This is a genomic window from Kitasatospora sp. NPDC032121 (genome assembly GCF_055580145.1).
Map to the genome: position 1 here is coordinate 134,089 of NZ_JBVILX010000006.1, position 26,385 is coordinate 160,473.

Annotated in this window: 24 protein-coding genes and 1 pseudogene; 13 read left to right on the plus strand and 12 right to left on the minus strand. The window is 74.7% G+C overall.

The window, feature by feature from the left end; translation table 11 throughout:
* Positions 1-66 precede the first annotated feature (66 nt).
* The 3 genes from ACZ5OX_RS18460 (at position 67) to ACZ5OX_RS18470 (ending at position 2,828) form a co-directional block, all read left to right on the plus strand.
* Complete coding sequence (locus tag ACZ5OX_RS18460) at positions 67-1,656, plus strand: hypothetical protein (protein ID WP_465631036.1); 1,590 nt, start codon at positions 67-69, stop codon at positions 1,654-1,656.
* Positions 1,657-1,755: 99 nt separating this feature from the next.
* Positions 1,756-2,310, plus strand: coding sequence for a hypothetical protein (locus ACZ5OX_RS18465; protein WP_465631038.1), 555 nt, complete (start codon positions 1,756-1,758; stop codon positions 2,308-2,310).
* Positions 2,307-2,828 (plus strand): hypothetical protein, encoded by a 522-nt coding sequence (locus tag ACZ5OX_RS18470; protein ID WP_392872370.1) that lies wholly within the window; start codon positions 2,307-2,309, stop codon positions 2,826-2,828. The genes ACZ5OX_RS18465 and ACZ5OX_RS18470 overlap by 4 nt, the downstream gene beginning before the upstream one ends.
* A gap of 163 nt (positions 2,829-2,991) precedes the next feature.
* On the opposite strand, the gene ACZ5OX_RS18475 is transcribed toward ACZ5OX_RS18470, so the two are convergent.
* The gene (locus ACZ5OX_RS18475; RefSeq protein WP_465631040.1) at positions 2,992-4,002 is read right to left on the minus strand and encodes a DUF2510 domain-containing protein; all 1,011 of its coding nucleotides are present in this window, start codon (positions 4,000-4,002) and stop codon (positions 2,992-2,994) included.
* A gap of 101 nt (positions 4,003-4,103) precedes the next feature.
* On the opposite strand from ACZ5OX_RS18475, the gene ACZ5OX_RS18480 reads away from it, so the two are divergent.
* From ACZ5OX_RS18480 to ACZ5OX_RS18495, 4 genes are all read left to right on the plus strand, one after another.
* On the plus strand, positions 4,104-4,676 hold the full coding sequence (locus tag ACZ5OX_RS18480) for a hypothetical protein (protein WP_465631042.1): 573 nt from the start codon (positions 4,104-4,106) through the stop codon (positions 4,674-4,676).
* 62 nt (positions 4,677-4,738) lie between these two features.
* On the plus strand, positions 4,739-5,491 hold the full coding sequence (locus tag ACZ5OX_RS18485; RefSeq protein ID WP_465631044.1) for an HAD hydrolase family protein: 753 nt from the start codon (positions 4,739-4,741) through the stop codon (positions 5,489-5,491).
* 181 nt (positions 5,492-5,672) lie between these two features.
* Complete coding sequence (locus tag ACZ5OX_RS18490; RefSeq protein WP_465631046.1) at positions 5,673-6,122, plus strand: nuclear transport factor 2 family protein; 450 nt, start codon at positions 5,673-5,675, stop codon at positions 6,120-6,122.
* 188 nt (positions 6,123-6,310) lie between these two features.
* Positions 6,311-7,201 carry a phosphotransferase gene (locus ACZ5OX_RS18495; RefSeq protein WP_465631394.1) on the plus strand — a complete coding sequence of 297 codons (891 nt, stop codon included), beginning with the start codon at positions 6,311-6,313 and terminating at the stop codon, positions 7,199-7,201.
* A 76-nt stretch (positions 7,202-7,277) separates the two neighbouring features.
* Here the strand turns inward: ACZ5OX_RS18495 and ACZ5OX_RS18500 are convergent, their stop codons facing one another.
* Entirely contained in the window at positions 7,278-7,667 is a 390-nt protein-coding gene (locus ACZ5OX_RS18500; protein ID WP_449808291.1) for a nuclear transport factor 2 family protein, read from the minus strand.
* Between the two features lie 59 nt (positions 7,668-7,726).
* Positions 7,727-8,962, minus strand: coding sequence for an MFS transporter (locus ACZ5OX_RS18505; RefSeq protein WP_465631048.1), 1,236 nt, complete (start codon positions 8,960-8,962; stop codon positions 7,727-7,729).
* A 101-nt stretch (positions 8,963-9,063) separates the two neighbouring features.
* Between ACZ5OX_RS18505 and ACZ5OX_RS18510 the strand changes: the two genes are divergently transcribed.
* From ACZ5OX_RS18510 to ACZ5OX_RS18520, 3 genes are all read left to right on the plus strand, one after another.
* On the plus strand, positions 9,064-9,639 hold the full coding sequence (locus tag ACZ5OX_RS18510; RefSeq protein ID WP_465631050.1) for a TetR/AcrR family transcriptional regulator: 576 nt from the start codon (positions 9,064-9,066) through the stop codon (positions 9,637-9,639).
* Positions 9,640-10,092: 453 nt separating this feature from the next.
* A complete protein-coding gene (locus ACZ5OX_RS18515) occupies positions 10,093-10,734 on the plus strand; it encodes a DUF1707 SHOCT-like domain-containing protein (RefSeq protein ID WP_465631052.1) in 642 nt (213 codons plus the stop codon).
* A gap of 97 nt (positions 10,735-10,831) precedes the next feature.
* Positions 10,832-11,704, plus strand: a complete 873-nt coding sequence (locus tag ACZ5OX_RS18520) for a serine hydrolase (RefSeq protein WP_465631054.1) — start codon at positions 10,832-10,834, stop codon at positions 11,702-11,704.
* Positions 11,705-11,861: 157 nt separating this feature from the next.
* On the opposite strand, the pseudogene ACZ5OX_RS18525 reads toward ACZ5OX_RS18520, so the two are convergent.
* Positions 11,862-12,707: pseudogene (locus ACZ5OX_RS18525) on the minus strand (aminotransferase class I/II-fold pyridoxal phosphate-dependent enzyme); the annotation flags it as partial.
* Positions 12,708-12,981: 274 nt separating this feature from the next.
* On the opposite strand from ACZ5OX_RS18525, the gene ACZ5OX_RS18530 reads away from it, so the two are divergent.
* Positions 12,982-14,190: a transferase gene (locus tag ACZ5OX_RS18530; RefSeq protein WP_465631056.1), complete on the plus strand. Its 1,209-nt coding sequence runs from the start codon at positions 12,982-12,984 to the stop codon at positions 14,188-14,190.
* 79 nt (positions 14,191-14,269) lie between these two features.
* Here ACZ5OX_RS18530 and ACZ5OX_RS18535 read toward each other — a convergent pair whose 3' ends face one another.
* From ACZ5OX_RS18535 to ACZ5OX_RS18555, 5 genes are read right to left on the minus strand one after another with little or no spacing between them, the layout of a single operon-like run.
* Positions 14,270-15,403, minus strand: coding sequence for an FAD-dependent monooxygenase (locus tag ACZ5OX_RS18535; protein WP_465631058.1), 1,134 nt, complete (start codon positions 15,401-15,403; stop codon positions 14,270-14,272).
* 55 nt (positions 15,404-15,458) lie between these two features.
* Positions 15,459-16,058 carry a GTP-binding protein gene (locus ACZ5OX_RS18540; RefSeq protein ID WP_465631060.1) on the minus strand — a complete coding sequence of 200 codons (600 nt, stop codon included), beginning with the start codon at positions 16,056-16,058 and terminating at the stop codon, positions 15,459-15,461.
* Positions 16,059-16,060: 2 nt separating this feature from the next.
* Positions 16,061-16,624, minus strand: a complete 564-nt coding sequence (locus ACZ5OX_RS18545) for a DUF742 domain-containing protein (RefSeq protein ID WP_465631062.1) — start codon at positions 16,622-16,624, stop codon at positions 16,061-16,063.
* A 5-nt stretch (positions 16,625-16,629) separates the two neighbouring features.
* Positions 16,630-17,094: a roadblock/LC7 domain-containing protein gene (locus ACZ5OX_RS18550; RefSeq protein ID WP_465631064.1), complete on the minus strand. Its 465-nt coding sequence runs from the start codon at positions 17,092-17,094 to the stop codon at positions 16,630-16,632.
* A complete protein-coding gene (locus ACZ5OX_RS18555; protein ID WP_465631065.1) occupies positions 17,091-20,024 on the minus strand; it encodes a sensor histidine kinase in 2,934 nt (977 codons plus the stop codon). Before ACZ5OX_RS18555 ends, ACZ5OX_RS18550 begins: the two co-directional genes overlap by 4 nt.
* Before the next feature lie 533 nt (positions 20,025-20,557).
* Between ACZ5OX_RS18555 and ACZ5OX_RS18560 the strand changes: the two genes are divergently transcribed.
* The gene (locus tag ACZ5OX_RS18560) at positions 20,558-21,040 is read left to right on the plus strand and encodes a YbaK/EbsC family protein (RefSeq protein WP_465631067.1); all 483 of its coding nucleotides are present in this window, start codon (positions 20,558-20,560) and stop codon (positions 21,038-21,040) included.
* A gap of 550 nt (positions 21,041-21,590) precedes the next feature.
* Complete coding sequence (locus tag ACZ5OX_RS18565; RefSeq protein WP_465631396.1) at positions 21,591-23,492, plus strand: ABC transporter ATP-binding protein; 1,902 nt, start codon at positions 21,591-21,593, stop codon at positions 23,490-23,492.
* 138 nt (positions 23,493-23,630) lie between these two features.
* Here the strand turns inward: ACZ5OX_RS18565 and ACZ5OX_RS18570 are convergent, their stop codons facing one another.
* From ACZ5OX_RS18570 to ACZ5OX_RS18580, 3 genes are all read right to left on the minus strand, one after another.
* Positions 23,631-24,275: a response regulator transcription factor gene (locus tag ACZ5OX_RS18570; protein ID WP_465631069.1), complete on the minus strand. Its 645-nt coding sequence runs from the start codon at positions 24,273-24,275 to the stop codon at positions 23,631-23,633.
* Complete coding sequence (locus ACZ5OX_RS18575; RefSeq protein ID WP_465631071.1) at positions 24,266-25,429, minus strand: sensor histidine kinase; 1,164 nt, start codon at positions 25,427-25,429, stop codon at positions 24,266-24,268. Before ACZ5OX_RS18575 ends, ACZ5OX_RS18570 begins: the two co-directional genes overlap by 10 nt.
* Positions 25,430-25,524: 95 nt before the next feature.
* Positions 25,525-26,190 carry a DedA family protein gene (locus ACZ5OX_RS18580; protein WP_465631072.1) on the minus strand — a complete coding sequence of 222 codons (666 nt, stop codon included), beginning with the start codon at positions 26,188-26,190 and terminating at the stop codon, positions 25,525-25,527.
* Positions 26,191-26,385 lie beyond the last annotated feature (195 nt).

A 26,385-nucleotide genomic window follows, 5' to 3' on the forward strand; every position in this document is an offset into this window, starting at 1 on the left:
CTGATCGGGTTGGCTTTTTTGGCCTGTCTTCGACAAACTTATTCCTCGTCAGTAACATGACGCCGCGTGTTCAAGAGTTCCATAGGCAGGGCCGCCGGCCCCGCCGTCCTCACCCTCGTCCTCGCCGGGGCCGCCGCGTGCGGGCCGACCAGCCCCGGCCCCTCCCAGGCCGGTGCCGCACCGGCCGCCGCCACCGTCGCCGACCCGGCCGCGACCGCCGCCGGGGGCAGCCCGGCCGCCGCCGCGGCACCTTCGGGCGGCACCCCGCACGCCAAGGCGGGCACCCCCGCCGCCGGCCGTCCGACCACGGGCAAGGCGCCCGTCACCGCCGCGCCCGCCGGCGACCGGCAGGCCGCCATCGGCAGCCCGGGCAAGGACGGCGGCGCCGTCACCGCGGCGACCAGGAACCTCCAACTGACGGCGTACGACCCGGCGGCCGGGACGGCGGTGCTGTCGGCGACGGAGCCGGCCGCCCCGCCCTCGGCCCCAGCCTCGGCCCCCGCCTCCGCCTCCGCCTCCGCCTCCGCCTCCGCCTCGGCGTCCGCGTCCGCTTCGGCTCCCGCCGCCGCCTCCGCCTCGCCCGGTGCCGGCCCGACCGCGGCCACGGCGGCCGTCCAGCCCGGGCAGCTGATCGCCAGCCCGCCCACCACCGCCGCACCCCAGGGCGCACTGGTAGCCGTCACCGGCGTCCGCCCCGCCCCGGGCAACACCCTCGCCCTGACCACCCGTCCGGCCACCCTGGCCGAACTCCTCGGCGGCACCGAGGCCGACGGCAACGTCCCCGTCGACCCGCGCGGCATCACCGTGACCCCGCTGGTCAAGGACCTCAAGGCGACCGCGGGCCTGACCGCGGGCGGCATCCAGGCCGACGCCTCCGGCACCCTCGAAGTGAACGTCAAGGCCCCCGTCCCGCTGCCCGACGGCGCGAGCCTCGACGCGTCCGGCTCGCTCCAGCTCCACCCCGCCGTCCACTTCGCCTACCACGGTGCGGCGGCCGGCAGCCCGCGCACCGCCTCGATCGGCTTCGACCTCGGCGCCCACGCCCAGTGGAAGGTCACCGGTGACGCCGCCCGCAGCACCGGCGCGGCGCCCGTCCGGGTACCCTTCGCCAAGCTGCAGGCCAGCCCGGTGCTGACCGTCGCCGGCCTGCCGGTGGTCGTCAACCTCGGCCTCACCTGCTACCTGGAGGTCAGCGCCGACGGCCAGGTCCACCTGGAGGCCGAGCAGGACGCCACCGGCACCTGGGCGGTGCGCGCCGACTACACCGGCGGCAAGGGCTGGACCCCGGTCACCGATGCCGAGACCAAGGTCACCCCGGTGCACGTGCGGCTCACCGGCAAGGCGGGCGTGCGGGCCGCGCTCGGCGCCGAGATCAGCCTCGGCCTGTACGACACCGTCGGCGTGGAGACCCGCGTCGCCCCCTACCTGAGCGCCCGGGCCGAAGGCTCGCTGGTCGCCGACTCCTCCGGCAACCCGCCGCAGGTGACGGGAAGTTGGTCCCTGGTCGGCGGCATCGACCTGAACGGCTCACTGCTCGCCCACCTGAAGGTCTTCGGCACCCCGATCATCGAGGGCAAGCTGCCGCTGCCGCCGTTCCACCGGGAGTGGCCGCTGCTCGCCGGCTCGGCCACGCTCCCGGCGCCGCAGCACGGCTGATCCACTGACCTGCCGTCATCCCACGGGCCCCTCGGTCGAGTTCTCCGACCGGGGGGCCCTCGTCGTGGGTAGGCTCGGACCGACGGAAGGGGGAGCGAGGTGGGGAACAGGCGCCGGGTGTTCGGCGGGGTGGCCGTCCTGGTCTGGGTCGGGACGCTGGTGCTGCACGCCGCCACCGGGATCGGCTGGTGGGTGGTCGTCCCGGCGGTGGCGGCGGCGGTGCTGGCCGCGTTGTCGCTGCCGGCGCCGGACCGACCGGGCGCGTGGGGGGCCGGACGCCGCAGAAACACGCGCGCCGCGCTGCCGAGCGGCCCCGTACCCGCGGGCAGGGCGTTCACCGGGCCCGGGGCCCGTCCTGCGGGCCGAGCGCCGACTCCGGGTACGGGGATGGTCTTTCACCACGGCGACGTCGGCGACGTCGGAGTCGTCGCCGGAAGCGTCTTCACCTGGGCGGACGACGCGGTGGTCGCCGGGGACGGTTCCGGGGCCCGGTACCGGCCCCTGCTCGACTACGCCGACGACCCGCTCACCCCCGTGGCCGCCGAGACCGTCACCGACGGCCTGGAGCGGCTCTTCCTCCGCCTCGGCCCGCCGCCCGGCGCCGCCCGCAACCCCGACCGAACCGCCCCCACGCCCCGAGGTGACGACCGGTGACCACCCCCGAGGAGGGCCGCACCCGCCGCCCGACGGCCCTGGAGATCGCCACCCAGTGGGCCCAACTTCCGCCCGAGCACCTGCGGGTGGCCCTGGAGCACCTCGAACTGGAACTCCAGCGCGAGCACGCCAGGGAGAGCGCCAGGGAACGCCACCAGGCGGCGCTGGAACGCGACCGGGCGGCGTCGGCCTCGGCGCTCGAGGCGGCCCGGATACGGGAGGAGCACGTCACCGAGCGCGCCCGGATCGCCGCCCAGGAGGGCAAGGAGCGGCGCGCCCACCAGCTCTACCTCGGCGGCCTGGTGGCGGGCTTCGTGCTCGCGGCCGGGATGCTCGTCGGCTCGGTGGTCGTCGGTCTGGCCGGCCGCCAGTGGCTGGCCGGCCTGCTCGCCGGGCCCAGCCTGATCGCCCTGCCGGTGGTCTTCGTCCTGCGCCGCAGCGACCGCCTCACCGCCCGCCCGCGGGTGCTCCCGATGCCCTCCACGCCGGAGCAACTCCCGGGCGACCAGCCCGCGTAGCCCGGGAGCGGCGTCGTCTCGACGGGGGATGCGGCGGACGCGGGGACCCGGGCGCGCTCCCCGGACCCGTACACGGCCGAGCCGGTCCTCCTCGCGCCCGGCGGCTCCCGGAGCGTTCCCGCGGCCGTGGAGCCGACCGGCCGCCGGGCCCCGGAACGCGGCGTCAGGTGCCGGCGGTCGGGGCGTCGTCCTTCTTGACGCCCAGGAGGATCTGGTCCAGCACCGAGACGTCCGGGGCGGCCGGGTCGTCGTCCACGCCGCCGTCGAAGACCACGTAGCCGCCGCCCTTCGCGGGGAGGGCGGCCAGCAGGACGTACCCCTGGGTGCCGTCGGCGTTGGTGATGTGCCAGCGGGTGGCGTAGCCGGCCACGCCGGCCACGGCGAGGCTGCCGGAGCCGTAGTCGGTCTGCGAGGTCATCCCGCTGAAGATCTGCTTGGCGACGGTCGGCATGGCGGCGTCGGCGGCCGCCTTGGGGGTGTCGCCCTGGATGGTGTTCTTCTCCACCGAGAACCGGCCGCGGATGCAGGCCTTGCCGTTCGCACAGGTGTAGCGGCCGCTGCCGAGGTAGACCGACCACTGCGGGGTGTCCTTCGCCGCCACCTCCCAGCCCTCGAACACCGGGAGGGTGATCGAGTGCTGCTGGTCCGCGACGGTGGTCCTGAGGACCGGGGCGGGCTTGGGCGTGGACGGCTTCGGGGCGGGGGTGGGGGTGGGGCTCGGGCTCGTCGTCGGCTCGGTGCTGCGGCTGACGGAGACGGTGGGGTCGGTGGTCGGGTCCGCCACCGGGTCACCGCCGTGGCTGAGCGCGAGCCCGGCGATGCCGCCGCCGACCGCCAGGACGGCGACCGCGACGGCGATGACCACGCCCGGCCTGACCCGCTGCGGGGCGGGGGCCACGGGCGGGTAGCCGGGGCCGGGGTGGCCGTGGTTCACGGCGGGGTACGGCTGCGGCTGCGCGGGGTAGGCCGGGTAGGCCTGTTGCGCCGGGTAGGGCTGCTGTGCCGGGTGGGCCTGGGGCCCGGAGTGCGCCTCCAGGCCCGGATAGCCGTAGCCGCCGCCCTGGACCGGCCGGACGTCGTTGGTCCAGGCCGTGCCGTCCCACCAGCGCTCGTGGCCGGGGGCGCCGTCCGGACCGGGGACCGGGTACCACCCGGGAGGCGTCGCGTTGTTCACGGCCGTACGGTACCCGGCGGCGGGCCGCCCCCCGGTGGGAGGGGTGCCGCGCTCGTCGCACCCGACGGGCGGTGTCGGTGCCGAGGGTTACGGTGCCGGCCATGACCGACTACGACTGGATCCACCGGGGCCCGATCGACTGGCTGCGCGGACGGCACCACGGCGAGGACGAGACCGTCCTGGTGTACTTCAGGGGCACCACCCCGGCCGCAGTGGCCGACGGGCTGATCGCGCAGCGCCGCCCGCCGTTCGCCCGGGGCGGGGACCCGGCGCCCGGCGACTGGGGCGTGATCGTGCACCCGTTGTTCGACCACGCCCGCGACGACTACGGCGTCGTCGACTACCGCGGGCTCTGCCCCGAGGGCGCCGAGTTGGCGGTGTTCGTGCCCAACCCCTGCATCGGCAAGGCCCACGGCCCGGAGGCGTACCACTTCCGGGACGGCCGGTTCTCCTTCTCCGTCAGCTACGAGAACACCCTGTTCACCGAGGAGTGCCTGCCCGAGGGGCTGGTCTCCCTCGTCACGACGGCCGGGCTCGACCCCAGGGGCGAGTGCTCCGGGGCCCAGGACCGCGAACAGCGGCTCACCGCCCTGATCTGCGACCACCTGGGCCTGCCCGCTCTGGACCGGGCCGCCATGACGGTGGACCACGAGCTGATGGCCGACTACTGGTAGGAGCGCCCGGGCAGACGACGGGTGGTGGACCGGGTGCGCACCCGCCTGGATAGCATCATCCGATGATCTCCTCCAACGCCCGCACCATGGTCTTCGACATCGACGGCACGCTCTGCTTCGACGGGAGGACGATCGACAGCAGGATCCTCGCCGCCCTCGGCGCCTGCGAGCAGGCCGGCCACCAGCTGGTCTTCGCCTCCGCCCGGCCGGTCCGCGACCTCCTGCCCGTCCTCGACGGGGCGTTCCCCACCGCCACGCTCATCGGCGGCAACGGCAGCCTGGTCTCCGTCGACGGCCAGGTGCGGGCGCGGACCGCGTTCGAGGCCGACGAACTCGGCCGGCTGCTGGGCGAGGTGGAGCGGTTCCGGGCGGGCTACCTCGCCGACGGCCCCTGGGACTACGCCTACACCGGACCGGCCGACCACCCGATCCGCGGCCGGGTCGACCAGGGCGGCCTCGCCCGCCGGGTGGAGCTCGCCGAACTCTCCGCCGTGGTCAAGTTCCTGGTGGTCGAGGCGACCGACCTCCCGGGCCTCGCCGAGGCCTGCCGCGCGCTCGGACTGAACGTCAACCACCACCTCGACGAGGCGATCATCGACTTCGCCCCGGGCACCACCAACAAGTGGGAGGCGCTGACCTCGCTGGGGATCGACGCCTACGACGCCTTCGGCAACGACATCAACGACCTCGACCTGCTGCGCAACGCGCGGCACTCCGTCCGGGTCGGCACCCACCCGGGCCTGGACGGCGTCGCCGGCGTCACCGTCGCCGCCGAACCGGAGGCCGTCGCGGCGGAGATCTCCCGGCTGGCATAGGGGTCGTCGGGTCGGGGCGTCCGGCCGGTGACCGCCGGGCGCCCGGGCCGTCCGCGTCAGGCCGCCCCGGCACCGCCCCGGCCGCCGCGCCGGGCACCGGCCCGCCAGTGATTTTCCGGCGCGTGATCAAGATGTGCGAGGGTTCGGGGAGATGACCGCCGCGCGACCCCTGGGGGAGAGCATGTCCACACCTGCCGACCCGGTGCAGAGCCACCGGGCGATCGAGGCCCTGATCGCGCGCTACGCCGAACTCGTCGACGACGGTGACTTCGCGGGGCTCGGCGCCCTGCTCGCCGACGCCGTCTTCGTCGGCGGCGGGGAGCCGGTGAGCGGGAGCGAGGCGATCGAGGCGATGTTCCGCGGGATGATCGTCGTCCACGCCGACGGCACGCCGCGGACCCAGCACGTCACCACCAACGTGGTCGTCGAGGTCGACGAGCGCGCGGGGACGGCGGTCGCCCGCTCGTACGTCACCGTGCTGCAGGCACTGCCCGAGCTGCCGCTGCGGACCATCGCCGCCGGCCGGTACAACGACCGCTTCGCGCGCGGGGAGGACGGCCGGTGGCGGTTCGCGGAGCGGCGGGTGCGGATCACCCTGGTCGGCGACCTGAGCCGCCACATCCGGCAGTAGGCAGTAGGCAGTAGGCGGTGGGTAGTCGGGCGGTCGGCGACAGGGCGTGCCGGCCCGAAGGAGGCGGCCGGGCCGAGGAGGGGCGGGCAGCGGTGCGGGAGCTGTTGGCAGGTGCGGCACGGGCCGCGCTGGGCGCCGGGCGGCGACTGGAGTCGGTCGAACGGCTGGCGGGCGGCAGCAAGAAGGGCGTGTACCGCCTCTTCATGGACGACGGGACGACGGCGATCGCCTACCGCTGGGCCGGCGCCGAGAACTACTGGCCGGCGGCCGAGGGGGACGACGACCTCGCCGACCCGTTCTCGCCCGGCCTCGGGCTCGACCTGTTCGAGGCCGCGCACGCACGGCTGGACGCGCTCGGCGTCCGGGTCCCGGCGCTCCGGTTCGTCCGGCGCGCCGGGGACCGGGACGGCGCCCCGGGCACGGGCGACCTCGCGATCGTCGAGGACGTCCCCGGCGAGAACCTGGAGAAGCTGCTCGCCCGCGACCCGCGCGCCGCCGCCCCGGTGCTGGCCCGGCTCGGCGAGGCGCTGGACGCCATGCGCGGCCACCGGGCGCCCGGCTACGGGAAGGTGGCGGTCGTCGACGGAGGAGGAGCCTCGCACGGGCCGTCCTGCGAGGGCGTCGTGCTGGACCGCGCGCTGCGCGACCTCGCGGAGGCGGCGGCCCGCGACCCCCGGATCGCGGAAGTCCGGGACCGGTTCGCGGAACGGCTGCGGGCCCTGGCGGCGGCGGTGCGGCCCCGCGCCGAGTACAGCGTGGTGCACGGCGAACTCGGGCCCGACCACGTCCTGGTGGATGCCGAAGGCCGTCCGGTGCTGATCGACGTCGAGGGCGCGATGTACTTCGACGCCGAGTGGGAGCACGTCTTCCTGCGGATCCGCCTGCCCGAGGCCGGCTACCTTCCGCTGGCGGCGGACGGCCTGGACGAGGACCGGCTCGCCCTCTACGCGCCGGCGCAGCGCCTCTCGCTGACGGCGGGACCGCTGCGCCTGCTCGACGGGGACTTCCCGGCCCGCGAGGCGATGGCCGGCATCGCCGAGCACAACCTGCGCCAGGCCCTGCACCTGCTGGACGGCTGACCGCCGACCGCTGACGGATCACGGCTGACGGCCGGGCCGGAGTCGCCCCCGGCTCGGCCGTACGCGCCGAGCGGCGTCAGCCGGCGAGCTGGGCCCGGAAGACGGCGCTGTTGAAGTACGCCCTGGCCTCCCGGATGAGCCCGGTGTCGTCCAGCTCGTAGACGTTGATGCCGGACCAGTTGACCGGCCTGCCGTCCAGGGCGACGGCCGCGCCCCGCCAGGAGACCGCGACGTGGTTGCCGACGGTGTGCGCCTCCAGGGGCGTCAGCCCCAGGAAGGGGCGGAAGCCGGGCAGGACGGAGGCGATGAACTCGTGGATCGCGGCGCGCCCGGTGATCGGCGGCGTGCCGACCGGGTCGTGGAAGACGCCGTCCTCGGCGAAGGCGCCCGCCCAGGCGTCGGCGTCGCCTTCCTGGGAGGCCTGGAAGAACCGGAGAACGGCGGGCGGCATGGCCGGGAAAGTCATGGAAGATCCTTCGGGAGATGGTGACTTGACGGTGTGCTGGTGTGACGTCGTGGTGAGGCTCACCGCCCCCGGCGGCCGCCCCCGGCCCTCAGGGCGGTCAGCGCGGCGGCCGCGGAGACCGCGAGGAGACCGCAGACCCCCGGCCAGCCGAGCCGGTCGTGCAGGCGGATGCCGAGCCAGGATCCGGCGCTGCCGCCGAGGAACGAGCAGGTCATGTAGGCGGTGTTCAGTCGGCTGCGGGCCTCCGGGCGCAGGGCGAAGATGCGGGCCTGGTTGGCGACCTGGCTGCACTGCACCGCCACGTCCAGCAGCAGCAGGCCGGCGGCCAGCGCGACCAGGCCCGGCGCGCCGCCGGCGCTGCCCCCGGCGAGCACCGCGGCGGCGGCGAGGGTGGCGGCGGCGCACCAGCCGTTCACCCGGTCCGGGCCGTACCGGTCGACCCGGCGTCCGGCGGCCGGGGCGCAGAACATGCTCGCCGCCCCGATCAGCGCCAGCAGGCCGACCGCTTGGGCGCCGAGGCGGTAGTGCGGGCCGGCGAGCAGCAGGGCGAGCGCCGTCCAGGCGGCGCTGAAGCCGCCGAAGAGCGCGGCCTGGCAGAGCGCGGAGCGGCGCAGGCCCGGCTCGGTGCGCAGCATCCGCACGGTGTCGGCGAGCAGGGCCGGGTACCGGTCGCGGACGGCCGGCGCGGTGCCGGGCAGGGTCAGCCCGAGGACGAGGGCGAGCAGGCCGGTGAGGGCGGCGGCGGCCAGGTACGGGGCGCGCCAGCCGAGGTGCTCGCCCAGGACGCCGCCGAAGGTGCGGGCCAGCAGGATGCCGCCGATCAGGCCACCCTGGAGGGTGCCGATCACGGTGCCGCGCCGGTCGGGCGCGACCAGGCCGGCAGCCAGCGGGAGGAGCAGCTGCGGGACGACCGTGGCCAGGCCGACCACCGCGCCCGCCGCGACCAGCGGACCGGCGGCGGGGGCGAGTCCGGCGGCCAGCAGCGCGCAGCCCGTGACGGCCAGCAGCACGGTGATCAGCGGACGGCGGGGGAGCCGGTCGCCGAGCGGCACCAGGAGGAAGATCCCCGCGGCGTAGCCGAGCTGGGTGACCGTGGCGAGGTTCGCCGCGGTGTCCGGGGTGACGCCGAGCCCGTCGGCGACGAGCGGGGTGAGGGCCTGCGGGAAGTAGACGTTGGCCACGCTGACGCCGCAGGCCAGCGCCATCACCAGCGGCAGCCGCCGGCCCGGCGCGGCGGGCGCGGGCCGGGGCGCGGCTGCGGGGGACGGCGGGGCGGACGGATCGGTCCGGGGCATCACCACTCCTATCGAACGAACTAGTTGGTTCGGTTGCTCGACGTGAGCGTGGCAGACCGGTCGCGGGAACGTCAAACGAACCGGTTCGTTACCATCGCTCCATGGCGTACGACTCGACGGCAACCAAGGAGCGGATCCTCGCGGCGGCGGCCACCGAATTCGCCGCGCATGGCGTCGCCGGCGCCCGCGTGGACCGCATCGCCGCCCAGGCCCAGGCCAACAAGCGGGCGATCTACGACTACTTCGGCGACAAGGACAGGCTCTTCGCCGCCGTCCTCGAACGCCTCATGGCCGACCTCGCCCAGGCCGTCCCGCCCGGCGACGAGGACCTGTCCGCGTACGCCGAGCGCCTCTTCGACTACCACCTGGCCCATCCCGAGGCCCTGCGACTGCTCCTGTGGGAAGCCCTCGAACTCGGCGACCAGCCCGTCCCCGGCGAAGAGGCCCGCACCCGCCACTACCAGGACAAGCTCCGGGCGGCGCGGTCCGCGGACGACACCGGCGACCCCCGGGCGCGACTGTTCCTCACGCTCGGCATGGTCGGCTGGAGCCTCGCCATGCCCCAGCTCCGCCGCATGATCCTCGGCCCCGACCACACCCTCGACGGGCTGCGCACGGACATCGCCCACGCCGTCCGGGCCCTGCCGGCCGGAGAGGCGCACCCCGGGCAGGCGTGACCCTCCCGGGGCCGGGTGCTGTCGTCGCTTCGGGGGGCCGGTGTTCTGACATGGACAGGGTGGCAGGGGGATCCATGGCCCGAAGGGCGACGTGTACTCCGCGGCGAACTGCCAGGGGCACTGACGCGCGAGATCGCCGCCGGGACGTCCGTGGCGACGGTCGGGTTCAGCTACTTCGTCAACTGACGCACTTCGTCAACTGACGCCGGGGTGAGCGCGACGAGGAGGTCCGAGGGAGATCCCCGGTCCCGAGCCCCGTGCGGACGACGGCGCGGGCGCCATCGCGCGGGCGGGCGGACTGCACACCTGCCGCATGCCGGTGAGCCCGCGGGCCGCCCGCGGCGCGCCCCGCCGAGCGGGCCTGGCGAGAAGCCCTATCGCGATATATCGTGAGTTCTCGTTCGCGCCGCTGAGCAACGCGCGAAGACCATCGTCGAGTTCAGGACGGGAACCATGCCGGGAGAGATCGTGCCTACCGGGACGCAGGCCGGCCGGGGCCCGCAGTCCGCGATGCGGGCCTCGCACGCCGACCGGGACCGGGTGGCCGAGCTGCTGCGGGTCGCGGCGGGTGACGGCCGGCTGACCCCGGACGAGCTGGACGAGCGCCTGGAGGTCGCGCTGTCGGCCCGGACGCTCGGCGAACTGGCCGGGCTCACCGCCGACTTGCCGGCCGTGTCGGTCTCCGCCGACGGGGTGGTGGCGGAGGTCAAGGACGTCCTGCGGATCGACCAGCGGTGGAGCCCGGTCCGGCGGGAGGGCCGCTGGGTGGTGCCGCGCCGGCTGGAGCTCTTTGTGGAGTGGTGCGACGTGACCCTCGACTTCACCGAGGCGGTGATCACCCAGGACACCCTGCGGATCGACCTGGACATGGAGGGCAAGACCCTGACGCTGATCACCCGGCCGGGCATCGTGGTCGATTCCGACGGCCTGGCACTGGAGTTCAGCCGGGTCAGGAACCGCCGGGCGCCGGACTCCGGTGTGCCGACCACCCTGCGCGTGGAGCTGGTCGGCACCAAACGCCACGGCCGCGTGGTCGTGCGGCAGCCGCGCAGGACCGCCGGCCGGGGGCTGCCGCGGAGGAACGCGAACGGGTGAACGCGTCGCGTTTGCGGGGCGCCACACGGGAGCGCCGGGTTCGTGTCGCGTGCCGCAACCGTCGAGGTCCGGCGCCGACCTCCCCTACCCTTCCTCCATGCTCTCTGTGGTGGTGGCCCCCTGGGCGGAACGAGCGGAGCCGGTGTTCGTCCACAACCCGGACGAACTTCACGACGCCGCCAGCACGATGAAGGTCGCGGTGCTCGCGGCGCTCTGCCGCGGCGGGGCGAACCTCGACGCCGAGGTGCCGGTGGTGAACCGCTTCGAGTCCGTCGTGGGCGGCGAGTTCGGCAACGACCCGGACTGGGACAGCGATCCGCTGCCCTGGGAACTGCTCGGCACCCACGTGCCGCTGCGCCTGCTCGCCGAGCGGATGATCACCCACTCCTCCAACCTGGCCACCAACATCTGCCTGGCCCGCACCACCCCGCAGGCCGTCGCCGAGGTGTGGCGCCGCGCCGGAGCCACGCACAGCTCCACCCCGCGCGGCATCGAGGACTACGCGGCGCGCGCCCAGGGCGTGCACAACCGGGTGAGCGCCCACGACCTGGTGCGGCTGCTGCGCTCGCTCGCCGGGGAGCCCGAACTCCTCGCCCTCCTCGAGTGCAACGAGTTCCGGGTGGACCTGGCCGCCGGCCTGCCCTCCAACACCCGGATCGCCTTCAAGAACGGCTGGTTCCCCGGCGTCCGGCTCAGCGTCGGCCTGGTCCAGCCGGCCGACTGCCCGCCCTACCTGATCGCCGTCTGCTACACCGGCCGGCTCGCCGACGGCACCGACCGCACCGACCCGGCGGCCCGGCTGCTCGCCCGGATCTCCAAGGCGGTGTGGGACCGCCGGGACCAGATCAGCCGGCCGGCGCCGCCGGTCCGCCCGACGACGCCGGCCCGCCCGACGACGCCGGTCCGCCCGGAGCCGTCAGCGCGCCCGGAGCCGTCAGCCCGTCCAGCGCCGCCTCGTTCAGCAGGTTGATCCGTACGAACCCCTCGTGGCCGGTGAGTTCGAAGTGCCGCTCGTCGAGCGCGAGCAGCCGGGCGGCCGGGGCGGCGACCCGGGCGAACAGGAAGTACCCGGTGTCCACCGGCGCGCGGTCCCGTAGTGCGCCGCTGCGGAGGATCCGCCGGTGGTTGGCCCGGATGTGTTCCACCAGCCGCCGGTTGCCCTCCCCGTCGAGCATCAGGTCGGCGGCGCGGTGGGCGAACAGGCGGTCGGCGACCGTGACGTCCCCGTGCAGGTTGATGTGGAGGTCGGCGAGCGGCTCGCGCAGCCGTTCGGGGACGAGCAGGTGGGCGCAGCGGTAGCCGTGGATGGACAGGTACTTGGTGGGGCTCACCAGCCGTACCGTGAGGTCGGCCGGCAGGGCGGCGCTCTCCTCGCGGCGGCCGCCGTCCCAGCGCAGGTACTGGAAGGTGCCGTCCACGAACACCAGTGACCCGGTGGCCCGTTGCCACTCGCCGATCCGCTCGAGCACCCCGGCCGGGACCGGCTGCCCGGCGTACCAGAGCGGATCGGTGAGCAGGAGCACCGTCCGCTCCTCGGGCAACTCCGGTGCGAAGCCCTCCTGTCGGGCGTGCAGTTCGCTCACCCGGACCGGCTCGATGCCGAACTTCCGGAAGAAGTAGGCGAACTTGTAGTAGACGGGCGGCAGGTAGTGGACGCGCCGCACGCCGCTCAGCTGCAGCCAGGTGCAGAAGGTGCCGAGCAGGCTGCTGGAGCCGCCCGCCGGGATCACCTGCTCCGGCCCGTACTCCACTTCGTCGTACGCGCTGTGCAGCCGGGCGATCTTGGCCCGCAGGGCGCGGTCCTCGTCGATCGCCGAGTAGCGGGTGACGTCGCCGAGCAGGTACGGCGGGGTGTGGGCGAGCGGGCCGAGGTAGTCGGCGACGAACGGGTGCCCGCCGTTGTAGTCGGAGACGAACAGCCGCCCGTCCGGGTGCTGCCGTTCGCGCTCCACGGCCTCGTGCAGGTCGAGCATGCGGAACAGGGACGGCACCGCACCTCCAGGGCGTCGACTGGCCGGGTCGGCCGCCAGCCTGTACCGCGACCCGGCGCGGGCACAAGACCGCCCGCCCGGGGCGTGCGCCGGGAAACGGGTACCGGTCGCACACGCATGACGGTCCGCCGGTTGCGGTATCGCATGGAAGGGTCCTGCTCAACCGGCTGCTCAATCGGCTGTTCGCCGGGTTGGCTCGAGGCGCTGCGCGCAGGACCGCTCGAAGGGCTGCGCGAAGGCTAGGGGGTGGATCGACGTGTCGTCCCGGCTCCGCGTGGTCGCCCGGTCGATCACGGCGGTCGCGGTCACCGCGGCCTATGCGGCGCTGCACCTGCTGGTCAACGTGGGCATGGGCGAGCAGGTGCGCGGGAGCAGGGTGGGGGCGTGGTGCTGTGGGGCGGTCGCCCTGGCGCTGCTCGGGCCCGCCCTGTGGCTGCGCCACCGCCGCCGGTCCGGGGTCGCCGAGATCGTCGCGCTGGTCAACCGGTACGGCACGCCGCAGCCGCGCCGGCGGCGCGCCGTCCGGATCGCCCAGGCCGCCGGCTGCGTGCTGTCCGGGGGCGGAGCCCTCGCCGTCGCGGCGTCGGAGCGGAGCGAGGGACTCCCGCCGAGGGTGTCGCTCCTGCTGCTGGTCGGCGGTGCGGCCGCCGCGGGGGCCGGACTCCTGGTCCTGCGCCGCACCCGCCCGTACGCGGCTCGCGGGGCCGCCCAGGCGCTGCTGCGGGACGGCCGCAGACCCGTGCTCTACCTGCGCAGCTTCGACGACGAGGCCGCCGCCAGGGAGGACGCCCGGACGGCGGCGGGCCTGCGCACCCGGGAGGTGCAGTTCGCCGCCGCGCTGGGCGCCGTGGGCCCGGTGATCGCGGTGGGACGGCCGGGCGAGACCCTGCCGCTCCTGGGCGCCGCCCGGTTCTACCTGCCGCTCGACGACTGGCAGGGCACCGTGCGGCGGCTGATGGACCTGTCCCAGCTGATCGTCCTGCGCCTCGGGCCGGGGGAGGGGCTGCGCTGGGAGATCGGGGAGGCCAGGGCCACGCAGCCGCCGGCGAAGCTGATCCTGCTGGCCCCGCGCGGCCTGGCGGAGCTGGCCGGGGAGTTGAACGAGAGCCTGCCCACCCCGCTGCTGCCCAGGGAACTGGTCACCGGCGGGCACTGGATCGGAGCCGTCATCACCTTCGACGGCCAGTGGACCCCGCGGGTGTTCCCGGTGAAGGAGCGCCAGGGCCCGGCGGCGTGGCGGTGGATGGCCCGGTCGGGCATCTCCTCCCCGCCGACGCCCACGGTGCACCTGGCGCACACCATCCACACCGCCCTGACGGCCGACGGGAGGCGGCAGCGGGCGATGGCCTGGCGGGCTCAACTCGCCACGAGGAAGGCGGACCTGGTGGTCGCGGGGCTGGCCCTCGCGATGATCCCGCCGGGGTGGCTCGGGTACCGGATCCTGGAGTTGGCCGGCCGCTGGTGAGCCCGGCGGCGCGCCGCAGCGCCCCGCCGGGCCGGTGGCCGGCCGTGGCCCGTAGCCCGGAGCCGTCAGTCCGGAGCCGTCAGTACGGCTGCACCAGGACGTGCGCCGCGCCGGGGATGCCGACCTTCAGCAGCTCGTCCTCCTCCGGCGTGGTCGCGGTGCCCGTCTCCTGCTTGAGGACGGCCCGCGACAGGGCCTGGACCCACATCGCGCGCGGGCGGCGGCGCTCCTCCCAGGCGGCGAGGGCGGCCGGGACGGAGTCGGCCTCGTCCAGGCTCAGGGCGAGTACGAGGGCGTCCTCGACGGCCATCGCGGCGCCCTGGGCGAGGTGCGGGGTGGAGGCGTGGGCGGCGTCGCCGGCCAGCACGATCCGGCCGACGTGCCAGGGACCCTCGACGGTGACCTGGGAGATCCGCGAGTAGACCACGGCGGCCGGGTCGGTGATCTGCGCCAGCGCCCCGGCGATCGGGCCGCCGAAGCCGGCCAGCCGCTCGCGCAGCTGCTCGTGGGCGCGCTCCGGGTCCGGGCGGAAGTCCTCGGCCTCGGCGAAGACCGAGCCCAGGTACATCCGCTCCGCGCTGATCGGGGTGAGCAGCGCCTTCGCCCTCAGGTTGCCGGAGGACATCACCACGCCCCGCACCTCGGGCGAACGCGGCAGCGTGACCCGCCAGTTGGCGAAGCCGGTGTACTCGGGGAGGTACTTCTCGCCGTACAGCCGGCGGCGCAGCGGCGAGCCGATGCCGTCGAAGCCGACGACCAGGTCGTAGCGGCCGGCGTGCCCGTCGGTGAGGGTGACCTCGACGCCTTCGGCGTCCTCGGCCAGGGTGTCGATGGTGGTGCCGAAGCGGACGGTGACGCCCGCCTTCGCGGCGGCGTCGGCGAGGACGCGGGCCAGCGCGGGGCGCGGTATGCCGTTGTTGGAAGGGGCGTCGCCCATCCGGGGCTGCGGGATCTTCGCGAGGGTGGCGCCGGCCGGGTCGCAGATGGTCAGCATCTCCCACTCGAAGCCGACGGCCAGGCAGTCCTCCAGGACGCCGATCTCGCGCATCACGTGCAGGGCGTTGGACGGCTGGATGATGCCGACGCCGAGGGCCTCCAACTGCTCGCGCAGCTCGGCGACGTCGACCTGGTGGCCGCGCTGGGCGAGGGCGGTGGCGAGGGTGAGGCCGCCGATGCCGCCACCGTGGACGAGGACGCGCAGGGCTCTGGTCATGAGGGGTGCTCCGTAGGGAAGTTCACGGGAGGTCCGGCCGGGGGAAGGGGACGGCTCAGCCGGCGGGCGTGGCGGCGAGGTCCATCAGGTGGTCGACCAGGGCGAGCAGCAGGTCCCGCCCGAAGGCGCGCTCGCGCACGTCCCCGAGCAGCATCGGCACCTGCGGGTCGAGGTCGAGCGCGGCCCGGATCTCGTCGGGGGTGCGGGTGTTGGTGTTGTGGAAGCAGTTGATCGCGACCACGAACGGGATGCCCCGGCTCTCGAAGAAGTCGATGGAGGCGAAGCTGGTCTCCAGCCGGCGGGTGTCGGCGATGACGATCCCGCCGAGGGCGCCGTTGACCAGGTCGTTCCACATGAACCAGAAGCGTTCCTGGCCGGGCGTGCCGAACAGGTAGACGACCAGCTCGGGGCTGATCGTGATCCGGCCGAAGTCGAGCGCGACGGTGGTGGTGGTCTTCTGGTCGATGCCGGCCAGGTCGTCGATGCCGACGCTGGCCCGGGTCAGGTACTCCTCGGTGCGCAGCGGGGTGACCTCGCTGACCGAGCCGACCAGGGTGGTCTTGCCCACGCCGAAGCCGCCCGCGATCAGGATCTTGACGGCCGCCGGGGCGACCGGGGCGGCGGGGGAGTCGACGGCGGAGTGCGGTGTTGCCATGTTCAGAGTCTCCGGAGTCCTTCGCGTACGGCCGTGAGCAGGCCGAGGTCCACGCCCCCGGCGGCCCGGGCCACCGAGAGCGGCGCCCGGGCCTTCAGCAGGCCCTGGGCGACCAGGTCGCCCAGCAGGATCTTGGTGACCGAGACCGGGAGGTCCAGGTCCGCCGACACCTCGGCGACGGCGATCGGGTGCCGGCAGAGATCGAGGATCAGCCGGTGCTCGGGCTGCAGGCCGCGAGCGCCGGCGCGGTTGCCCCGCGCCAGGGCCGCTTCGGCCTTCTCCTCGACCGTGGTGAGCACGGTGATGAGGGTGAGGTCGTCCCGCTCGGGTGCGGTCCGGCCGCGGGTGATCGTGTACGGGCGCACCATGCTGCCCGACTCGTCCTCCGCTTCCTCCTCCTCCAGCTCGCTCCAGTGCGGCACCGCGCCGCGCCGCCAGCGGTCGTCCCGGTCCTCCCGGTCGGACTGCGGACCGGACTGCGGGTCGGAGGCGGGGCCGGACTGCGGACCGGCCTGCCGGCCGTCGTCGCGGCCGTCCCCCCAGGCGTCGTTCCCGTACCGTTCCACCCGGGTCAGCCCCGGTTCCGGGTGGCGAAGGCGTCGAAGGAGGCCGGGGCGGCGGGGGCGCCGGGGGCGTCGTCGTGGCGGACCGGGGTGGTGAGCTTCTGGCCGACCTGCTGCACCAGGGTGTGCATCGCGACGGACATCACCTCGGCGTCCACCTCCTGGGAGGCGACCACGGCCAGGTGGGTGCCCTGGGCCGCGGCGATGACGAACAGCCAGCACTCGGCGAGCTCGACGATCACCTGGTGCACCGGGCCGCCGTCGAACAGCGCCCCGACCCCGCGGGCCAGGCTCTGCTGGCCGGTGGCGACGGCGGCCAGGCGCTCGGCGTCGGCCCGCTCGATGGTGCGGGAGTGGCTGACCACGAGACCGTCGTCGGACAGCAGGACGGCGTTCCTGGTCCCGGGCACCGAGTCGACGAGTCCGTCCAGCAGCCAGTCCAGGTCCTGGTGGGTGGCGATCGTACGGTTCATGACTGCTCATCCGTTCGTGTGGTTCGGGAGTCCGCGGCCGCAGGGGCCCAGGGGGACGGGGTGGGGGAGGGGGCCGGCGGGGCGGCGGGCAGCGGGTGCTCGCCGCTGTCCTGGGCCCGGGCGGCGCGGGACTGGCGCTGGAAGGCGCCGATCGCCGCACCCGAGCGCCGCACCGGGCAGTCGGTGCGCTGGAACGGGCCCGCGGGCGTGGCGTCCTCGGCGGACCGCTTGACCCACTGCGGCGCGGCCGGAGGGGGCACCCGCAGCTCGGCCGCCAGGCTGGCCTGCCGGACGCGCTGCGGCAGTGGGGGCTGGCCGCCCTCGGCCGGGCTGAACGGCACCGAGGTCTGGTACTCGCGACGCTGCCGCCGCTCGGCCAGCCGGTAGTGGTCGGCCGGGCGGTACTGCTCGTCGGCGTACGGGGCCTCGGCCTCGGTGACCCGTGCGTAGGCGATGTCGGGGTAGGCCGGGGCGTCCTGGACGGGCGCCGGGTCGGCCGGGGAGCTGTGCTCGATCGGCTGCTCCGGCTGGAAGGACGGCTGAGCGGCCGGGACGGGCTGCTCCACCCCGTAGGACGGCCGCGGGGTGTGGGAAGGTTCAGCGCCGTACGAAGGTTCGGACCCGTACGACTGCTCCGGGCCGAAGGACTGCCCGGCCGGGTACGCCGGGTGGGGCTGCTGCGCCTGGTGGGGCTGCTCCGCGGCATACGGCTGCTGCGCCGCCTGGTCGGGCTGCTGCGCCTGGTGGGGCTGCTCCGCGGGGAACGGCTGCTCCGCCGGGAACGGCGCCGGCGGCACCGGAACGTCCTGGAGCGTGGTCTGCGGCCCCTCGCCCACCCCGGCGCCCGCCGAGGGCAGCCGCAGCGGCACCCGCACCGGCAGGGGCATCGGGGCCGGCTCCGGCTGAGGCAGTGGCACCGGAGCGGCCTGCGGGGCGAAGTCGCCCTGCGTGAAGGAGTCCACCGGCGCGACCGGCGGACCGGTCGGCACCGGGGCCGGCGCCTCGTCGGAGGCCGAGCGCACGGCCCGGCGCGAGCGGCGCACCAGCGGGATCGGCTCGGTGGCGGTGCCGCCGGCGCCGTCCGGCAGCCCGGTGTCGCCCTCGATGACCAGCTCGTCCGGGACGAGGACGACCGCCCGGGTGCCGCCGAACGCGGACGGGCGGAACTCGATCCTCAGCCCGTGCAGGGAGGCCAGCCGGGCGACCACGTGGAAGCCGAGGCGGATGTCGTCGGCCCGGGCCAGCACGTCGGTGCGCGGCGGGCGGCTCATCAGCTCGTTGGCCGCGTCGTACTGCTCCGGGTCCATGCCGAGGCCCCGGTCCTCGATCTCGATCGCCAGCCCGCGGCCGACCACGGCGGCGCGCACCTCGACCGGCGTGGGCGGCTTGGAGAAGGTGGTGGCGTTCTCCATCAGCTCGGCGAGCACGTGCGCCACCGGGCCGACGGCCCGTTCGGAGAGCCACGGGTGGCCCTCGATGTCGATCGAGATCCGGCGGTAGTCCTGGACCTCGCCCTGCGCGGCGCGCAACACGTCCAGCAGCGGGACGGGCTTGCGCCAGCGCCGCTGCGGCTGGCCGCCGGCCATGATGACGAGGTTCTCCTCGTAGCGGCGCAGGCGGGCGGTGAGGTGGTCGAGGTCGAAGAGGCCCTCCAGGACCTCCGGGTCGTCGTGCTTGCGCTCCAGCTCGTCCAGCTTGCGCAGCTGGCGGCCGATCAGCAGCTGGGTGCGGCGGGCGATGCGCTGGAGCAGCCGCTCGAAGCCGCGGTGCTGCTCGGCTTGGCCGACGGCGGCCTCCAGGGCGGCGGAGCGGGCCAGGTTGAGCGCCTGGCCGAGCCGGGCCAGCTCGTCGGTGCCGCTGCCGTGCGGACCGTCGGTGACGGCGCGGCTCTCGGCCTCGACGTCCACCTGCTCGCCGCGGCCGAGGCGGTCGACCACCTCGGGCAGGGTGCTGCGCATCTCCTCGGCCTGGGTGTGCAGGTCCTTGATGCGGCGGCGCAGCGAGCGGCTGAGCCGCCAGGAGGCGATGACGACCGCGACGACCGTGATCAGGCCGATGACGGTGGTCAGCACGACCCGGGTGAGCATGCCGATGATGGCGCCCTTGGCGACCTCGATGATGCCGTTGGTGCGGTCCTCGAGGGCCTTGACCAGCGGCGGGTTGAGCCCGTCGAGGGCCTGGCGCCATTGGTCCTGGGTCGCCGGGAGCTTGACGGTGCCGGTGGCGTCGGCGGCGGTGGGCTTGAGCAGCGCCTGCTCGACGGCGGCCTTGGCCTGCCAGGACGGGCTGTTGACCAGCTCGTGCCAGGCCGGCGCCTCGGTGTCCGGGATGTACGGCAGGACCTGGACGTTGAGCAGGTGGTCCTGGGAGCCGATCAGCTGCTGGACCTGCTGGTAGTCGGTGGCGGACAGCCGCCCGGTGGGCCAGCCGCGGGCCAGGATGGCGTCCTCGCGGGAGAGCATCTCCTTGGCCCAGAAGGAGTTGACCAGGGTCTTGGACAGCCAGGCGACCTCGCCGGTGTCGACCCGGCTGAGCGCGGTGAACAGCCGCAGGTCGACGCTGATCAGGTCGGTGTAGTAGGCGTAGACGCTCTGCTGGTCGGTGGTGGCGCGGTCGACGGCGGCACGCTGCTCGGCCAGCTTGCCCATGGCCTGGCGGGCCTCGACGACGGCGGCGCGGATCTCTTCGGGGGCGTTGTCGGCGGTGGCCCCGGAGAGGGTCTGGAACTGCCGCACCGCGTCGTCGGTCAGTTGGCGCTGGTGGCGCAGCTGGTCGGCGTTGGAGCCGGGCCGGGCGAGTGCCTCGGCGCTGAGCCGCCGCTCCTCCTGGAGGTTGTAGTACACGATGTTGGACGGCTGGCCGGCCTTCTGCGCGATGGTGGCCTGGTCGGCCAGCCGCTGGAAGTCGGCGATGGTCTCGCCGCTGGTCACGGCCCAGAGGGCGACCAGGGCGATGCTGGGGACGACGGCCAGGACGAGCAGCGCCGTCCGCAGGGACAGGCGTGGACGCCTGCGGGGGCCCTTCGGCGTCGGGGGCCGCCGATTCGCACGCGCGCGCAGAGCTGACTCCTTGGGGCTGGCGGCCGGCCGGTGAGGGGCGGGCCGTCCGGGGCACGGGTTTTTGACGAAGCGATATTAGTCATACCGTGTGATTAGAGTGAAAGCCCGTTCGCCACCTGGGCCGGGCTTGCGCACGAGGTGGGCACAATGTCATTCAACCGTTGACCGTATGTATGCAGAGCAGGCGGCTCCCGACTCGCTTGATGCAGTGTCAATGAGACGCGAGGCCGTTGGATGGCCGGGGTGTGAAAACTGTGTGACGCCCCGCCGGGAAGGGTTCGGCCGGGTCCGTCGGCGCGGCGTCGAGCGCGCGGCGCGGTCCTCCTCGACTCCCCCCGCGGGTGTGCGGGCCGTGCCGGACGGCGCCGTCAGACGCCGCCCGGTGCGGACGGCATGATGGGCCGATGACCTCCAACCTCCCCGCACGCAGTCAGACCGTCGCCGAGGCCCTGGCGGCGGCCGGCGTCCCCGGCGAGATCCGCGTCCTTCCCGACTCCGCCCGCACCGCCGCCGAGGCCGCCGCCGCGCTCGGCTGCGACGTCGGCGCCATCGCGAACAGCCTGGTGTTCATCTGTGATGGCGCGCCCTTGCTGGTGATGACCAGCGGTGCCCACCGGGTGGACACCGCTTACCTGGCCCGCCAGTTGGGCACCGGCCCGATCGAGCGCGCCACCGCCGCCCAGGTCCGCGAGGCCACCGGCCAGGCCATCGGCGGAGTGGCGCCGACCGGCCACCCGGCACGGCTGCGCACCGTGGTCGACACGGTGCTCGAAGGCCACGAGGTGCTCTGGGCGGCCGCGGGACACCCGCACACCGTCGTGCCGATGACCTATCGGCAGTTGCTGAACGTGACGGGCGGGGCGCCGGCTCCAGTGGCGGCCTGTTAATCGTCCGATCCGATCGGCTCAGAAGCTGCGCATACGGTCGGTGGGCGGATACTGGAGTAGTGGGACGAACCGCCGGGCGTCGCCGACAGGCCACCGGAACGGTCCGCCCACCGGCAACGGCCTCCAGTTCTCGCAACCCCGCCGTCGGTGCGGGTCGCGGGTGGTAAGGAGCGCCGACGCGACGAGAGAGAGAAGCCGTGATGAGTTACTTCGGTCGTCGAGGAGACAGGGACGGTGGTTACGGCCGTGGCTACGGCCGTGGTTACGGCGGAGGCCGTGACTTTGACCGTGGTCGTGGTTTTGACCGTCGTGGTTACCGCCGTCGTTTCGGTTTCGACTGGTGGGGACGGTGACTTCGGCCAGGACTGCACCCGGTAGTCCCGACTAGCACCATCACTGGGGTCGGCGGTGCGACCGCCGGCCCCTCGTCCTGGGGCGCCGCCGCCTCCGCGCGGAGGCGGCGGGTCCCCAGCCCGGAACGACGGGTCCACGCCCGGAACGTCGTTTCCGGATCCCGGAACGACGTCTCCGAGAGCAACGGGTCGTGTCCATGCGCGATGTGACGCCCCCGGGTGACCGGGTGGCCCCCAAGGTCTTCAAGGGCTCCAAGGCATCGAAGGCCTTCAAGGCCGACGACCACGGACCGGTGGCGGAATCGCCGGTCATCCCGCTGCGGGAGCTGGTCCGCCGGTTCTGGCCATGGGTGCGTCCCGACGCGCGCTGGCTCCCGGTGAGCGCGGCCCTGCTCGTCCTCGGCGCCTTCGGCGAGATCGTCTCGGTCTGGCTGTTCAAGGACCTCATCGACAACGTCCTCGTCCCACGGAACTTCGCCGCCTTCTGGCCGCTCGCCGCCCTCATGCTCGCGGCGTCCATCGCCGCCGGGCTGCTCACCTTCGCCGGCAGCTACACCAGCACCTGGATCGCCGAGCGCTACATGCTGCGGCTGCGCACCGACACCCTCGCCCACCTGCACACCCTGCCCCCCGACACCCTGGAGACCCGCTGGCGCGGCGACCTGGTGGCGCGGCTCACCTTCGACATCGCCGAGATCGAGCGGATGGTGGCCACCGGACTGGTCGAGGGCGCCGTCGCCTTCGTCAGCCTGCTGCTGTTCACCGGCGCCGCCTTCTACCTGAGCTGGCCGCTCACCGTGGCCGCGCTGCTGGCCGCCCCGCTGTTCGTCCTGTCCAGCACGCTGTTCGGGCGCGTCATCCGGCGTCGGGAGCGGCGGGTCCAGCGCCGCGCGGGCGGGGTCACCGCGCTGCTGGAGGAATCCCTGCGCAACGCCACCGTCACCCGGACCTGTGGCCAGGAGAGCCGCGAGGTCGCACGGGTCCGCCGGGAGGGCCGGGCCCTGCTCGACGCAGAACTCGCCGCCGCCCGGGTCTCCGGCCTCTACCAGCCCTTCCTCGGGGTGCTGCAGCTGCTGGCCGGGCTGGCCGTGGTGGGCGTCGGCGCGCTGCAGGTCATCCGCGGGAACCTCAGCCTGGGCGGTCTGCTCGCCTTCGCCGCCTTCATGGCGCAGCTGTTCGAGCCCGTCCAGCAGCTCGCCGCCCTCATTCCGATGGCCGGCTTGGCCTGCGCCTCGGGCGAACGCGTCCTGGAGCTGCACGACCTCCGCAGCCCGGTGCAGGAGCGCCCCACGGCCCGGGACACCGGCCCGGTCCAGGGCCGGATCACCCTCGAGGGCATCCGCGCCGCCTACCCCGGCGCCACCGGCGTCCCCGGACCGCCGGTCCTCGCCGACCTGGACCTCGACCTGCTCCCCGGGGAGACCCTGGCCGTCGTCGGGCCCAGTGGCAGCGGCAAGTCGACCCTCGCCAAGCTCCTGGTCCGCTTCCTCGACCCGCAGGCCGGCATCGTCCGCCTCGACGGGCAGGACCTGCGCGACCTCACCCTCGCCTCACTGCGCCAAGCGGTCACACTGCTTACGCAGGAGGCCCCGCTGTTCCACGCGAGCATCGCCGACAACATCGTGTACGGCCGTCCGGACGCCCCGCCCGCCGACATCGAACGCGCCGCCCGCAGCGCCGGGGCCCACGGGTTCGTCACAGCGCTCCCGGAGGGCTACCGCACGGTGATCGGCGCCGACGGCTTCCAGCTCTCCGGTGGGCAGAGCCGGCGCGTCGCCATCGCCCGGGCCTTCCTGCGCGACACGCCCGTGGTGATCCTGGACGAACCCACCAGCGGCCTGGACCCGCACACCATCGAGCAGCTCGTCCCCGCGCTGCGCCGCCTGATGGCCGGGCGCACCACCCTCCTGATCACCCACGACCGGTCCCTGCTGACGCTGGCGGACCGCGTGCTCACCCTCGGTGCACAGGAGGCCACCCGCCGGGACGCCGGGCCGGGCGGCGCCACCGCCAGCGGTCGGGACGGCCGGCCGGTCGCTCACCCGAACGGCTCATTCCGGGGGCGTGCGCCGCAGGAGCCCCTGAGCCCTGAGCCCTGACCCGGGCCGTGACCCGGGCCGTGGGCCCCGGGCCTTCGCTGCCGTCGGTGCCGTCGGTGCTGCCGGCGGCCCCGGTGTCGCCGGTGCTGTCGGTCACCCCGGTGACCTCGGTCCGGACGGAGCCGCCGCGCCGGGGGACTACGCGCCCAGGTAGTGCAGGACGGCCAGGATGCGACGGTTGTAGTCGGTGGTGCGGGGCAGGTCCAGCTTGTCGAAGACGGCGTTGAGGTTCTTCTCCACCGCACTCTGCGAGACGTGCAGCCGCTGCGCGATGGCGGCGTTGGTCCAGCCCTGGGCGAGCGCCTCCAGGACGCTGCGCTCGCGCGGGGTGAGCCGGGCCAGCGGGTCGGTGCGGGTGGTGCGCACCACCAGTCGGCGGACCACCTCCGGGTCGATCACCGCGCCGCCCGCCGCGACCCGCACCAGGGCGTCCAGGAACTCGTCCACCTCGGCCACCCGGTCCTTCAACAGGTAGCCGACCCGCTCCGCGCCGGCGTCCAACAGTCGCGCCGCGTAGCCGCGTTCGATGTGCTGGGAGAGCACCAGGACCCCGACCTGCGGCCACCGCTCGCGGATCTCCACCGCCGCCCGCAGCCCCTCGTCGGTGTGGGTCGGCGGCATCCGGATGTCCACCACCACGATGTCCGGCGGCTGCTCCGCCACCGCCGCCGTCAGCGCCGTCGCGTCGCCGACCGCGGCCAGCACCTCGTGCCCCTCCTCGGCGAGCAGCCGGACCAGGCCCTCCCGCAGCAGGGTCGAGTCCTCGGCGAGGGTCACGCGCATGGCAGCTCCGCGGTGATGACGGTCGGCCCCCCGACGGGGCTGTGGACGTGGAGGGTACCGTCCAGCGCGGCGACCCGCCCGCGCAGGCCGGTCAGGCCGCTGCCCGTCGGGTCCGCGCCACCGCCGCCGTCGTCCTCGACCCGTACGGTGAGCAGGGTGGCGGTCCCCTCGACCCGGGCCGAGATCGCCGAGGCGGCCGAGTGCTTGGCCGCGTTGGTGACGCACTCGGACACCACGAAGTAGGCGGCGGTCCGCACGGGTTCGGGGAGCGGACCGGCCACCTCGTAGCGCAGCCGCAGCGGGATGGCGCAGCGCTCGGCCACCCCGCCCAGCGCCTCCTCCAGCCCCAGGGTGTCCAGCGCCGACGGGTACGCCCGCCAGGCCACCTCGCGCAGCTCGGTCAGCAACTCCTGCGCCTCCCGGTGCGCCTGGCGCAGCAGCGCCTCCGTCCGCTCCGGGTCCCGGTGGCGGTCCAGACCGCGCCGCACCCGGCCGAGCAGCATCGCCAGCGCCACCACCCGCTGCTGCACGCCGTCGTGCAGGTCCCGCTCGATCCGCCGCCGCTCGGTGTCCACCGCCCGCACCACCGCGGCCCGGCTGTCCGCGAGTTCGGCGATCCGGCGGCGCAGCAGCTCGGCCTCGGACGGCCCGAAGCACTCCCGCGCGCTCCTGGCGTCCAGCGCGGCCAGCGAGAACAGGCCCTGCACGGCCAGGAAGAGCAGCACCCCGCCGAGCAGCACCTGGGTCGCCAACTCCTCCCAGCCCAGCGAGCCGCGCAGCACCCCGCCGACCAGCAGCACGGCCAGGGCCAGCCCGAAGACCAGCAGCCCCAGCACCACCCCGGCGACCAGCCCGCCGCCGCTGCGCACCACCAGGTAGCGCAGCAGCCTGCCCTCGTCCGCCCGGTAGTGGCGCGGGAAGCGGTCGCCGAAGAACGCGCTGCGCCGGGCCCGCTCCAGGGCGGCCAGCCGGCGCACCCCTGACAGCAGGCCCGGCGCCGCGTACGGGCGGGTGCGCGGCCAGAGCAGGAACGGGCCGAGGACGGCGCCGGCCAGCAGCAGGTACAGCGCGGCGAGGACGGCGCTCGGGCAGCCGAGCAGGAAACCGGTGGCGCGGCGCGGCCATGACGTGGTGTCTGTTCCATCCCCCTGCACGGGGTCCGAGCTTACGGGGGCGCCGAGGCCGGCGGGATCGGCGGGATCGGCGGGATCGGCCGGGTGGCTCGGGCCGTTGCGGCCGGTCGGCCCGCTCACCGGGCGCGGCGGTGCTGGGCGGCGCTGTTGCGCCCGCGCCAGCGCATCACGACGTACCCGGCCACGGCCACCACGACCACCACCAGGACCGCCTTGGAGAGCAGGCCCACGTACGTCTCCACCGCGTCCCAGCGGTCCCCGAGCAGGAACCCGGCCATCACCAGCACGCTGTTCCACACCAGGCTGCCGATCGTGGTCAGCATGACGAACGCGGGCAGCGGCATCCGCTCGACCCCGGCCGGGACGGAGATCAGGCTGCGGAAGATCGGCACCATCCGGCCCAGCAGCACCGCCTTCGTCCCGTGCCGGGCGAACCAGGCCTCGGTGCGCTCCAGGTCGGAGGCCTTGACCAGTGGCAGCCGGGCCCAGATCGCGTGCATCCGCTCCCGGCCGAACAACGCGCCCAGCCAGTACAGGACGACGGCCCCGACGACCGACCCGAGAGTGGTCCAGGTCAGCGCGGACGCGAGGCTGATCACGCCCTGCCCGGCGGCGAAGCCCGTCAGCGGCAGGATCACCTCGCTGGGCAGCGGCGGGAACAGGTTCTCCAGCGCGATCGCCAGGCCGGCGCCGGGGCCGCCCATGGTGTCCACCAGGTCGGCCGCCCAGCCGGCGAACCCGTCGGCGGGCTGCTGGGCGATGGCGAGGACGGTGTGCTGCATGCGGTTCTCCAGGGGGCAGGGGTGCCGGCGCCGGTGCGCTCGGCTCTGCCCTCCACGCTAGAAATCGCAGGTCAGCGGCGGTATGCGGGTTTCCGGCGAACCTCCTGCGGAAAACCGCAGTTCCCCGCCCTGAGGTTTCCCGCAGCGCGGGGAGCTCACTGGCCGGGGCCCGGGCCGTCGGGTGGGGATGGTGCC

Bases quoted from the DNA above. Each gene is read 5' to 3' on its own strand.
- ACZ5OX_RS18480 (WP_465631042.1), top strand. From the start codon at position 4,104: ATGACCGACTACGACTGGATCCACCGGGGCCCGATCGACTGGCTGCGC.
- ACZ5OX_RS18550 (WP_465631064.1), bottom strand. From the start codon at position 17,094: ATGAACCGTACGATCGCCACCCACCAGGACCTGGACTGGCTGCTGGAC.
- ACZ5OX_RS18490 (WP_465631046.1), top strand. From the start codon at position 5,673: ATGTCCACACCTGCCGACCCGGTGCAGAGCCACCGGGCGATCGAGGCC.
- ACZ5OX_RS18500 (WP_449808291.1), bottom strand. From the start codon at position 7,667: ATGACTTTCCCGGCCATGCCGCCCGCCGTTCTCCGGTTCTTCCAGGCC.
- ACZ5OX_RS18535 (WP_465631058.1), bottom strand. From the start codon at position 15,403: ATGACCAGAGCCCTGCGCGTCCTCGTCCACGGTGGCGGCATCGGCGGC.
- ACZ5OX_RS18520 (WP_465631054.1), top strand. From the start codon at position 10,832: ATGCTCTCTGTGGTGGTGGCCCCCTGGGCGGAACGAGCGGAGCCGGTG.
- ACZ5OX_RS18510 (WP_465631050.1), top strand. From the start codon at position 9,064: ATGGCGTACGACTCGACGGCAACCAAGGAGCGGATCCTCGCGGCGGCG.
- ACZ5OX_RS18515 (WP_465631052.1), top strand. From the start codon at position 10,093: ATGCCGGGAGAGATCGTGCCTACCGGGACGCAGGCCGGCCGGGGCCCG.
- ACZ5OX_RS18570 (WP_465631069.1), bottom strand. From the start codon at position 24,275: ATGCGCGTGACCCTCGCCGAGGACTCGACCCTGCTGCGGGAGGGCCTG.
- ACZ5OX_RS18580 (WP_465631072.1), bottom strand. From the start codon at position 26,190: ATGCAGCACACCGTCCTCGCCATCGCCCAGCAGCCCGCCGACGGGTTC.
- ACZ5OX_RS18560 (WP_465631067.1), top strand. From the start codon at position 20,558: ATGACCTCCAACCTCCCCGCACGCAGTCAGACCGTCGCCGAGGCCCTG.
- ACZ5OX_RS18540 (WP_465631060.1), bottom strand. From the start codon at position 16,058: ATGGCAACACCGCACTCCGCCGTCGACTCCCCCGCCGCCCCGGTCGCC.
- ACZ5OX_RS18505 (WP_465631048.1), bottom strand. From the start codon at position 8,962: ATGCCCCGGACCGATCCGTCCGCCCCGCCGTCCCCCGCAGCCGCGCCC.
- ACZ5OX_RS18485 (WP_465631044.1), top strand. From the start codon at position 4,739: ATGATCTCCTCCAACGCCCGCACCATGGTCTTCGACATCGACGGCACG.
- ACZ5OX_RS18565 (WP_465631396.1), top strand. From the start codon at position 21,591: ATGCGCGATGTGACGCCCCCGGGTGACCGGGTGGCCCCCAAGGTCTTC.